The organism is Natrinema hispanicum (assembly GCF_900111485.1).
Taxonomy (GTDB): domain Archaea; phylum Halobacteriota; class Halobacteria; order Halobacteriales; family Natrialbaceae; genus Natrinema; species Natrinema hispanicum_A.
In genome coordinates, this window is the sequence record NZ_FOIC01000019.1 from 42,847 (window position 1) to 52,639 (window position 9,793).

The following is a 9,793-nucleotide window of genomic DNA, read 5'->3' on the forward strand; positions in this document are numbered from 1 at the left end:
TTAGACACTGAGTCCGAATTCGCGGAGCGATTCTTTGCCCTGTTCGGTGACCATGTCGACGGTCCAGCCGGGCGACCAGACCACGGCAATCTCCGCCGTGTCGACGCCCTCGACGGCACTCACGGACTGTTTGACCTCGTTGATCAGCATGTCGCGAGCGGGACACCCGGTGTAGGTCAGCGTCATGTCGACCGCGGCGACGCCGTCCTCGACGGAGACGCCGTAGATGAGGCCCAGATCCACGATGGAGATCGGCATCTCCGGATCCTCCACCTCGTAGAGGGCCTGCCAGACGCGCCGTTCGACGCCTTCGGCTCCCCGTCCGGTGGCTGGCACCTCGCCGTCGACGGATTCTTTCTCGTCGTACTCGACGTCCTCGTCGTTGTCGTAGCTCGTATAGGCGCAAGCCGTCGCGTCGTCGTCACGCTCCGGGCGCTCGTACTCGCTACTCATCGTCGTCCATGATGTGGGTGGCGTAGTCGCGACCGAGTTCGTCGTAGGCTTCCGTCATCTCGTCAAGGAGCGATTCCCAGTGGTCGGTGTGGTCGCCGTCCCGCCCGAGGTGCTCGGGGAGTTCGTCCGGCGAAATGTGCACGTCGTACTGGTCGGGGAGGTCCAGTCCCGGCACCTCGATGCCGATCGATTCGAGGAAGTCGCTGACGCGGTCGTGCCACGTGTCGCGGAGTTCCACGAGGTCCTCGCCGCGCAGGCCACGTTCGACGATCGTGGCTTCGACCTCCTCGTCGGTCGGCTCGAAGAGCGTCAGCGCATAGGGATACAGCCGGTCGACGGCGTCCTGGACGTTCTCGCGTCCCTCGTCGTCGGCTGCCAGCCGCTCGAGCCAGTTCGTTGCGTACTCGAGGTGGTAATCCTCCTCGCCGAGCACCTTGCCGACGCGGTCACGGATGGGTTCGAACGTCGAGTTCTCGAGCGCGTGCAGTTGGATGTCTTCGGCCACGTCATACAGGTACGCGCGAACGATGGCGTCGGCCCAGTCACCCTCCGCGAAGGGCTGTTCGACGAGCGTGCTGTGACGGAAGTCGTCGGCGTCGCGCTCCCAGATCAGATCCGTCTCGTCGTGGCCGAAGTCCTTGAGCACCTCGTACCAGAGGCGGGCGTGGCCCAGTTCGTCCTGTGCGATGTTGGCCATCGAGATGTCCGACTCGAGGGTTGGGGCGCGGACCTGCCACTCGGTGTAGCGCTCGGCCAGGACGAGCTCATCGTCGGCGAGTCGGAAGAGCAGGTCCTGCACGGCTTCCTGCTCGGTCTCGTCGAGGTCATCGGTGGAGGCGAACGTGGCGTCGTCAGCGGCCGCCATTATGCCTCACCACGCTTGCGCTCTGCCTCGGTGAGTTCTTTCTCGGAGGCTTCGACCTCCTCGGCCGCCGGCTCGACGTTGTACGTCCGGGCGAAACGGTAGGACTTGTTGGTCGTCCCGCCGAACTTCGCGTCCTCGGTGTCGACCTCGCCGATTTCCTCTTGGGGAACGACCCAGAGGCTGTTGGTCGGCTTGCGTCGGCCGTGCTGGACCTCCGCGAACAGCAATGCCATCTCACGGTCTGGTGCGTGAACGTTGCCACAGTGGGTGTGATAGTCACCCGCCTGGTTCTGCCGGAACACTTCCCAAATCATTGTTAGTCAGCCGCCTGTGGTGATTGACCGCCAGCTGCGATTGCTTCCTGTTCGTCGAGGGCGTTGCGGACCCATTCGACTGCGTCCTGTGCGTGCTTGCGGCCTTCGATCTGGCCGACGCCGGGCTCGTAGTCGTTTTTCGCGATGGTGAAGAACTCGTCCCAGTCGAGGTCGTCCTCGACGACGTCGTACGTGCCGTCGTCGTTCTCGCGGATCCGTGGCTCGTCCGGAATCTCCAGGCCGTACTTCTTGGCCTTGGGGAGGTACGTGTTGAGGAACGCGTTCCGAAGTTCGTCGTTGGTCATGACCTTCAGGCCGACATCCGCGGCGAAGTCGTGGTGGGACGACTGGTCGTCGGTCGGACCGAAGAACTGCAGGATGCGTGGCCACCATTTATCGAAGGCCTCCTGGGTCATCTCCTGTTCTTTCTTCGAGCCGTTCATCAATTCGCCAAGGATGCTCTCGCCGTGTTTGACGTGGAAGCCTTCCTCGAAACAGATCTTGTCCATCGCGTGGGCGTATGGTTCCCAGCTGGACTTCTTGAGCGTCGCCTGCCGGCGCATCGCTGCGCCGTCGACGAAGAACGCGATCATCGGCGTCTCGACCCACGATTCGAGCGGGTAGTGGAAGCAGTTGAGGAACTTGCCCTTACCCTCGGCCAGATCGTCGAGCATCTCGTCCCGGGTCTTGACACCGAGCGACTCGGCGGCCCGGTAGAGCAACTGCCCGTGACCGATCTCGTCTTGCACCTTGGCGCTGAAGGCCATCTTCCGCTCTAGGCTCGGTGCCTTGCGGATGAACGGGCGCTCCAAGTACGCACCCATGATCTCACTGTTCGCATGGAATTCGAGCATTCGCGTCGCCGCCTTCCGGTACTCCTCCGGCAGGTCGTCCTTGGGGCTGAACTCCCGTGGACTCGCACGTGCCTTGGTTTCTTCAACGTTCATTGTTCATCATGTACTACGGCCGGTTCGCGCTTACTAATTGTGCAGTCTATATACGGGGTTTATATGCTTAGGGTCCTGAAATGATACGTATGATAGACGAATGTCTGATGACGGAATTCCGGATCAAAGGTGATGACTGCCCGCTCGCGGATGCGACGAGGCACCTCGAGGAAACCGTCGATGCCGCCCCGCCACTATTGCGCGATGACGGAAACGTGTTGCTCCGGTTCAGTTCCTCGTGTGGGGAGGAACTAACGGCGGAACTCGACAACGACGACCGCGTTCGCTATCTCTATCAGGCGAAGACGGACGGACGGTATAATTACCGCTGTCTGTCACTTCATCGCTGTGTTGTCCACGAACTCATCAGTACCGGCTTCATGATCGAGTCACTGACCTATCAGAACGGGAATGCGATTCTGATGGGGGCAGTCGTCGGGAACGATATCCTCAAAGACGTGTTGGAAACGGCAGGACAGACCGTTGGGATACAACTCCAGCGGGTGTACTCGATGCGGCCCGAGAATGACGACGCAGTCGACAAGCAGTGGGATATCACCCCCGCGCAGGAAGAGAGCCTCCGGTATGCACTGCAGATGGGATACTTTCAGGTCCCCCGACAAACGACTGCGGGCGAAGTCGCGGATGCACTCGGGATCAGCAAGACGGCTTTCCTCGAACGGCTTCGTCGGGCACAGGAGGCTCTGTTTTCGGAACTGTTCTCCGACGTTGACCAGCAGGCTGGCAACGACACTTAATTATTATTGGGTCCGAGAATTACTGGCATATGCGAATCGACGACGGATCCATCCGACAGATCACTTTCGACCGGCCTGATGTATACAACGCTATGACCGCAGCGGTCGCCCACGACCTCGCGGACGCGCTGATTGATCTCGACTCAAGCGACCACGACGCCGTCGTCATCACTGGCGATGGCGACGCCTTCAGCGCCGGGGGTGACATCGAGGCGATGGCTGAGCGAGACGAATCAGCACCGGAGGCGTACGAACGCGTTCGCACGACGCTTGGACGCGTCGCCGAAGCAGTACTGACAGCACCCGTCCCGGTAGTCGCGAAGGTCAACGGCGATGCCGTCGGCGCTGGCATGGCACTCACTGCGGTTGCGGATTTCGCTTATGCCGCCGAGTCCGCTCGTTTCGGAGCCTCCTTCATCAACGTCGGGTTGGTTCCCGACCTCGGCGGCACCGCGATTCTCCCGCGACTCATCGGGCTCCGAAAGACGAAGGAACTCGCGTTCACTGGGAAACTCCTCTCGGCCACGGAGGCGGCCGATCTCGACATCGTCAACGAAGCGGTCCCGGACGATCAGCTCGACGACCGGGTCGACAACCTCCTCGAGACGCTCGCTGAGCAACCGACGGAATCCATCTGTCTAGCCAAACGTGCGATTCACGGTAATCTGGGCGCGTCGCTGCAAGAAGGACTCGAGCGTGAGGCTCACTTCCAGACGCTCGCCTACGACACGGACGCCCATGCCGAGGGCGTCGATGCTTTTCTCAATGATCGGACTCCGGAGTTCTAGTGGAAGCTGACGCCGACGTCGTGAACGTGGTTGTAGAATTCGATCATGACTAACACCCCGTCTGGTGTCCAGACGCGACGATTTCAATGACATTCCCGGCCCGTCCGCTCACGACTTCAAGCGTACGATGGTGTTGCGCGCTCCACACTCTTGGGGGTTGACACGCACTCGCTCGAACTTATTTCTACGCATGTTGATGGACTCGCCGAGGCTAACTGATGGCTACTCGCCTGTGCTGTTCCATGGCGGTGACCATGAGAGCATCATTCTCGCTGAATTCGGCCATGGGACAGGTCAGTACGGCAAAGAATAGACTATCGTTCCAGACGCAGACAATCCATAAGGTTTTGATTATTGAGCGAAACAGCCCAACTATGGAGATTGACTTGCCTGGCATCGACAGCCAGCGGCTCATTGACACGCACGCCCACCAGCCCACGAGCGAGTTCCTGCACGATGCAGGCGGTGAGATGATGGAAGACGCCGCAAACAAGTTTGGAACTGACTTGGAGACGTGGGATTACGAGGCGATGCTCGAGGAGTACGAAGAGATGGGCATCGGTCGATCCATTCTACTGGGATGGGACGCCGAGACCAACACCGGGAGTCCACCGGTTCCGAACGACTACGTAGCTGAGATTCGCGACGAGTATCCCGATTTCTTCGTTGGGTTCGGGAGCGTTGATCCACTGAAAGATGACTGTGTTCAGGAGGCAATTCGGTGTGTAGAGGATCTTGACCTCGATGGATTCAAGTTCCAACAGATCGCACAAGGGTTCGATCCCTCCGCAGATCGTCACGCGCATCTTTGGAATACTATTGAAGATCTTGGTGTGCCAGTAATCTTCCACGGTGGTAACTCGACGCTCGGGGCCGGTAGTCCCGGCGGTCGTGGTTTGCGGATTGAGTACGGTGATCCGATGCTCGTTGACAGGGTGGCCGCCGAACATCCCGACCTCCAGATTCTGCTTGCACATCCTGCCTTCCCTTGGGAGAAAGAACAACTTGCCGTCTGTCAGCAGAAGGGCAACGTCTACATGGATCTCTCCGGATGGATCCCGAAATATATCGATGATCAGGTCCTCCACTATGCAGGGTCCGTTCTACAGGACAAGGTGATGTTCGGAACGGACTATCCGATGATCCATCCTGAAGACTGGCTCAAATCCTTTGAAAAACATACCGATTTCGATGAGTCGGTCCAGCAAAAGATTCTCTACGAGAACGCTGAAGAGTTCCTTGGGCTCTCATAGTCCGCCTTATCTATATTTATAATTATTTAAATATATTAATTTATAGGTGGCTAAAATAATAAAGGATAAGGTCATGCTTTCTCGGTTGATAGATTGTCATCTCTAGAAGAATTGTCACAGCACCCCTTTTCACCGTGTGATCGTATTTTCGTTCGTAGTTGCGGATAGAAACGATAATACACCGATACAACTTCAAGAAAGTCTTCGTTCGCACATGGACGCAGCTTAAATAACGTCACGCCCAAGTTTATAGTCTCTGACCGCTTCGTTGACTCGTTTAATTCCTATTCGCTTATACGTCTCAACTATAGTAACCACTGAAAGCCAATCAACACCTGATCACACGACATTAAGTTTAATTGAATCTGGTATTCTGTATTTGGCTGTAGTGACCGTCGAATAGCCTTCAAAATAATATAATTGGGCAACCAATGCCGCTTCACCAGATCTTAATAATTATTTAATATAAACTGGTAAATTGCCCTGGAAATCCGGCGTAGTAGGTTTGGGCAGGCATCATTGCTCAATTCCAGGGCGATATCTCACCACCAACTTAGGGACTTGTAAGCCGGTCCATCACCGGCTTTCTGACGATCACACTGATTATATCTGCCTTCGATATTACCTCTGTACGGAGCATTGCTGTGCAAATATCACCCTTCGTCTTCAGGTGAATTGATTACTTAGTCTATATATACTTTCTAGTTAATTCAACCAAAATAACTTAAAAACCCACTCCGTGAGAGTCTTTCGATGACAAGCTCCATATCTGTTATACGGTAATATTCAGATGAATCAAACCCGAACTATTCCATTACGAACTATTTCAGCAACGTCGAATGGCAACTAATGCTCATATCAGATACAATCCAAGGCTACAAATTTATCGATCGGCCTCTATTTGTTGCAGCGGTCAGCTCTCATGTACGGGATTCAATCCTCAGTAGCTGACATACCATCCAGAAGCTCGTGATTAGATATACTAGCTTCCGGCTTTAGGAACTGTGCCCGATCAAATTGAGCGAGCTCGTCTCCCTCGGCGACTCGTGTCGGCCAGTCTGGGTTCGCGAGAGCACTCGTCCCAAGTGTCAAGAGATCTGCCCCGTGATTAAGAGCTTTGCGTGCTGCTTCAGGTGTACCCAGACTACCATTGGCGATAACGACTGTGTGATCTGTGCTGTATTCGACAGAGGCTTCTGCAAGCGTTGGTCCATCGGCACCAAACGTTGATGCAGTGGCGTCGCGTTCAGTTGTGTGGATGTAGTCTGCACCAGCAGCCGAGAGTTCCTTGAAAAAAACGGCTGCTGCATCTTCTCCTTCGGGCCACTCATAATCGTAGTCGGTTACCATTGTCTGTGAGATACGGACACCAACAACGAAGTCCTCGGGAACTGCCTCTGCGACCGCGGAGACGACTTCGGCAGGATACCGAACGCGATTCGCTGGCTTACCACCATACTCGTCGTCGCGTTGATTCAGCGACTTCGAAAGGAACTCATTGAGGAAGTAGCCGTTTGCAGCGTGCAATTCCACGCCGTCGAAGCCAGCGTTGTGGGCGTTTTTTGCTGCTGTAACAAAGCCCTCGCGCGCAGTCGCAAGGTCATCCTGAGTGGCTTTCTTTGGAACAGGATACGTTCCACTTCCACCGTAGGCTTCGGCCTTCTCGCCGTCCGGTTGGACGGCTGATGGGGCAATTGTCTCTTGGTTATTGCTGCGTGGGATTCCTTGGTTTTGAGCACCGCTGTGCATCAATTGCGCGAAAATAGCTGTGTCACTATCGTGAACGGCATCGACAACCTGCGTCCACGCGTCGGCGTGCTGGGCAGTGACTAGGCCCGGCTGATTGAGATAGCCCTTACTGTATTCGTCATCAGTGTAGACTCCTTCAGTAATGACAAATGAAAAACCGCCATTGGCGAACTTCGCGTAGTACTGCGCCATCTCTTCAGTTGCCCGTCCATCGGCCGTCGCGCTCACTCGCGTCATCGGTGCTAGACCAACTCGATTGTCCAGTGTTAGTTCACCTAGCGAGGTCGAATCAAACAACATTCTACCCTCGTCTATGGGTCGGACATGCATAGTCACTCGGTTGGAATATACCAATCAAGACTATAGTTCTGGGCTATCTTTCATGTATCTGTGCGCGAGTTTGTCTTCACCGTTGAGTACGAGAGGGGCGCAGACCAGCTGATGGACCTTTTTACCGAGAATCCTAACCTCCAAGCGGAAACGATGGCCATTCACGTGACCCAAAGGTCGATATGGCGTCTGGAACATGTCACGGGACCGACCACAGCGCTTGAAGCTTTCGATGACCACATCGAAAACACCACCGTCTGCAGTGATATCATCGGGATGTGCGACGCACCCGTTGTCGAGAGTGATCACGAAGTCCTCTCACGGACGCCTAATCGTCGAATCGTCTACTCGGTCCGTACGGAAGGAAACGGGGTTCACTCGATACCGTTCGTCGCCGCAAAACACATCGGTGACGGCCTGCTGATGCAGTCGAAACGTCGTGCGAACAAGTATCAATGGAGTCTCCTTGTTGACGATGATGACACGGTTAGAGATATTTACGAAGAAATGACCAACGGACTACGGGATGGGCTGTCCCTCAGTATTCAGCGTCTCAGCGAACCCCGGTGCTGGATCAAAAGCAACTTCCGTACGGATTCTCTGCCAGCGGAACAGAAGGCTGCGCTAGAGGCTGCTGTTGCGTACGGATATTACGAAACACCTCGACGCAACTCACTCAAAGAAATTGCGTCGGCGATGGACATACCTAATTCAACGCTGCAATATCGGCTAAATCGAGCTGAAGCGTGGCTCGTGAAGCAATTCATCTCTAACACACTTACCACCGATACGGAAAAGCGGACTAAACAAGTCGAATTCAAAGTGTAAAACCGAATGCTTCGACTGCTTACGGAGTCAGGACCGTCTCGCCGGTCAGCGCATTATATATCAAATAAATATTGGGAACTCAGAGTAGTCATTAGGAATAAATGTTTGACTGAAAACAGTAGTGTTCATGCAGTGTTCAGATTGCTCTATTGAAAATGGCCGACAGCGTCGAGTTTGGTCGGTACTGGTTTGAGAGAACGAGGTCAAGAAGCCGATTATGGCAGTCGCACTCCTTGACCTCGTTGAGAAGGTACTACGCGTAGCAAAACAAGCGTTGGGGAATCATGCGGGGAAGCCCGAGTCAGGCGGGCTTCCCCGCGAAGCACACATCGTCGCTCATTGTATTCGGAAGGAAGAAGGCCACACGTTCACTGAACTTGTTGATCGGCTCGGACTTATGCCGGAGGTGTGCGATTGCCTCGGCATTCATCCCGAGGCATTGCCTGATCCAACGACGTTCTACCACTCTCTAGACCGATACGCGATGTACGTGTGGCGGGCGTTGCTGCGCGTCTCTGAGCAGCAACTCCGCCAGTCTGGACACGTCGCCTTGGACAGCACGTTCTTCGACCGTGACCAACCCTCGCAGTACTACCTCCAACGGCAGAGTCGGACGGTCACAACAGTCAAAGCGACGACACTGACCGATATAGAGTCATTGGCGGTGCTGGACGTGCATTGTTGTATTGAGCGTGAACACGATACGAAGGCTGGCCCGCGGGTCGTCCGCCGGAACGCGGACGACCTGCGGGCCGTCGTCGCCGACAACGGATTCCAAGACTGGCACACCGAATACGAGCTGTCCGCGTACGATCTCGATTATCGTGTTCATCATCGTGGATCGAAGCCGATGGCTGTAGCACACAATGCGCTCAACCAGACGAACAGCTACACGCAACGATGGATGGTAGCGACGTCCTACTCAACGACGAAGCGAACGCAGGCCTCCGCCTTGCGTTCGCGGTTCTGGTACCGCCAGTTCCGTGAGATCGTCCTCATGTTCGCTCTCCATAACATCAAAAAGACCGCTACAAAGCTATGATCGTACCGCCGTACCGCATTTTCAATAGAGCATTTCAAACAGCTTCTCTGAGACCGATCGTAACTGCTCTGTTGAATAGATGCTGAGTCACGGTTACAGAGGCTCACACAGCGATTCTATATTGATGAGGGCGAACATCAGGACAATTTCACGGAACTGGCGATACCAGCCCAGCGCTCGCACGGCGTGAGTGATCGGGGTTTGGTTTGAATACTCGTTTCGGAAGCGTTCGCTCGAGTCGCCGGATTCGAAGAGCGTACCGGTGTAGCCACGATTTAGAAGTGACGCAGACCACTCTCGCCGAGCGAGCGCTTCGTTGTTGAGTACGAGGTTTCGGCCATCCAGCGCTGAGAGTATCCTTTTGCCCGAATGAGCGCGTTGTTCATGACTGCATTCGGTGATGAGCCGCGGTAGTGAACAAGGTACTCAACGTCAAGTGCGGAGATTTCGTACTCAGTGTGCCAGT

Annotated in this window: 10 protein-coding genes and 1 pseudogene; 5 read left to right on the forward strand and 6 right to left on the reverse strand. The window is 55.4% G+C overall.

Annotation, left to right across the window (positions count from 1 at the left end; translation table 11 throughout):
* The 4 genes from paaD to paaA are packed head-to-tail and all read right to left on the reverse strand — an operon-like array spanning position 1 to position 2,579.
* On the reverse strand, positions 1 to 453 hold the full coding sequence (paaD, locus tag BSG09_RS14875; RefSeq protein WP_092934455.1) for a 1,2-phenylacetyl-CoA epoxidase subunit PaaD: 453 nt from the start codon (positions 451 to 453) through the stop codon (positions 1 to 3).
* A complete protein-coding gene (gene paaC / locus BSG09_RS14880; protein WP_092934457.1) occupies positions 446 to 1,318 on the reverse strand; it encodes a 1,2-phenylacetyl-CoA epoxidase subunit PaaC in 873 nt (290 codons plus the stop codon). The genes paaD and paaC overlap by 8 nt, the downstream gene beginning before the upstream one ends.
* Positions 1,318 to 1,632, reverse strand: a complete 315-nt coding sequence (paaB, locus tag BSG09_RS14885; RefSeq protein ID WP_049911664.1) for a 1,2-phenylacetyl-CoA epoxidase subunit PaaB — start codon at positions 1,630 to 1,632, stop codon at positions 1,318 to 1,320. Before paaB ends, paaC begins: the two co-directional genes overlap by 1 nt.
* A gap of 2 nt (positions 1,633 to 1,634) precedes the next feature.
* Positions 1,635 to 2,579, reverse strand: coding sequence for a 1,2-phenylacetyl-CoA epoxidase subunit PaaA (gene paaA, locus BSG09_RS14890; protein WP_092934459.1), 945 nt, complete (start codon positions 2,577 to 2,579; stop codon positions 1,635 to 1,637).
* 89 nt (positions 2,580 to 2,668) lie between these two features.
* Here paaA and BSG09_RS14895 point away from each other — a divergent pair, with 89 nt between their 5' ends.
* From BSG09_RS14895 to BSG09_RS14905, 3 genes are all read left to right on the forward strand, one after another.
* Positions 2,669 to 3,337: a helix-turn-helix domain-containing protein gene (locus BSG09_RS14895; protein ID WP_217650132.1), complete on the forward strand. Its 669-nt coding sequence runs from the start codon at positions 2,669 to 2,671 to the stop codon at positions 3,335 to 3,337.
* A 29-nt stretch (positions 3,338 to 3,366) separates the two neighbouring features.
* Positions 3,367 to 4,125 (forward strand): enoyl-CoA hydratase/isomerase family protein, encoded by a 759-nt coding sequence (locus BSG09_RS14900; protein ID WP_092934463.1) that lies wholly within the window; start codon positions 3,367 to 3,369, stop codon positions 4,123 to 4,125.
* Between the two features lie 374 nt (positions 4,126 to 4,499).
* Positions 4,500 to 5,378 carry an amidohydrolase family protein gene (locus BSG09_RS14905; RefSeq protein ID WP_092934465.1) on the forward strand — a complete coding sequence of 293 codons (879 nt, stop codon included), beginning with the start codon at positions 4,500 to 4,502 and terminating at the stop codon, positions 5,376 to 5,378.
* A gap of 933 nt (positions 5,379 to 6,311) precedes the next feature.
* Here the strand turns inward: BSG09_RS14905 and BSG09_RS14910 are convergent.
* Positions 6,312 to 7,427 (reverse strand): oxidoreductase, encoded by a 1,116-nt coding sequence (locus BSG09_RS14910; protein WP_092934471.1) that lies wholly within the window; start codon positions 7,425 to 7,427, stop codon positions 6,312 to 6,314.
* Positions 7,428 to 7,517: 90 nt separating this feature from the next.
* On the opposite strand from BSG09_RS14910, the gene BSG09_RS14915 reads away from it, so the two are divergent.
* Together BSG09_RS14915 and BSG09_RS14920 are read left to right on the forward strand one after the other, a co-directional pair.
* On the forward strand, positions 7,518 to 8,285 hold the full coding sequence (locus BSG09_RS14915) for a helix-turn-helix domain-containing protein (RefSeq protein ID WP_092934467.1): 768 nt from the start codon (positions 7,518 to 7,520) through the stop codon (positions 8,283 to 8,285).
* 217 nt (positions 8,286 to 8,502) lie between these two features.
* Positions 8,503 to 9,327 carry a transposase gene (locus BSG09_RS14920; protein WP_092934469.1) on the forward strand — a complete coding sequence of 275 codons (825 nt, stop codon included), beginning with the start codon at positions 8,503 to 8,505 and terminating at the stop codon, positions 9,325 to 9,327.
* Positions 9,328 to 9,420: 93 nt separating this feature from the next.
* Here BSG09_RS14920 and BSG09_RS21335 read toward each other — a convergent pair.
* Positions 9,421 to 9,793: pseudogene (locus BSG09_RS21335) on the reverse strand (hypothetical protein); the annotation flags it as partial.

Excerpts from the sequence above, each read along its gene's own strand:
- paaD (WP_092934455.1), bottom strand. The coding sequence starts at position 453 with ATGAGTAGCGAGTACGAGCGCCCGGAGCGTGACGACGACGCGACGGCT.
- paaC (WP_092934457.1), bottom strand. The coding sequence starts at position 1,318 with ATGGCGGCCGCTGACGACGCCACGTTCGCCTCCACCGATGACCTCGAC.
- paaB (WP_049911664.1), bottom strand. The coding sequence starts at position 1,632 with ATGATTTGGGAAGTGTTCCGGCAGAACCAGGCGGGTGACTATCACACC.
- paaA (WP_092934459.1), bottom strand. The coding sequence starts at position 2,579 with ATGAACGTTGAAGAAACCAAGGCACGTGCGAGTCCACGGGAGTTCAGC.
- BSG09_RS14895 (WP_217650132.1), top strand. The coding sequence starts at position 2,669 with ATGATAGACGAATGTCTGATGACGGAATTCCGGATCAAAGGTGATGAC.
- BSG09_RS14900 (WP_092934463.1), top strand. The coding sequence starts at position 3,367 with ATGCGAATCGACGACGGATCCATCCGACAGATCACTTTCGACCGGCCT.
- BSG09_RS14905 (WP_092934465.1), top strand. The coding sequence starts at position 4,500 with ATGGAGATTGACTTGCCTGGCATCGACAGCCAGCGGCTCATTGACACG.
- BSG09_RS14910 (WP_092934471.1), bottom strand. The coding sequence starts at position 7,427 with ATGTTGTTTGATTCGACCTCGCTAGGTGAACTAACACTGGACAATCGA.
- BSG09_RS14920 (WP_092934469.1), top strand. The coding sequence starts at position 8,503 with ATGGCAGTCGCACTCCTTGACCTCGTTGAGAAGGTACTACGCGTAGCA.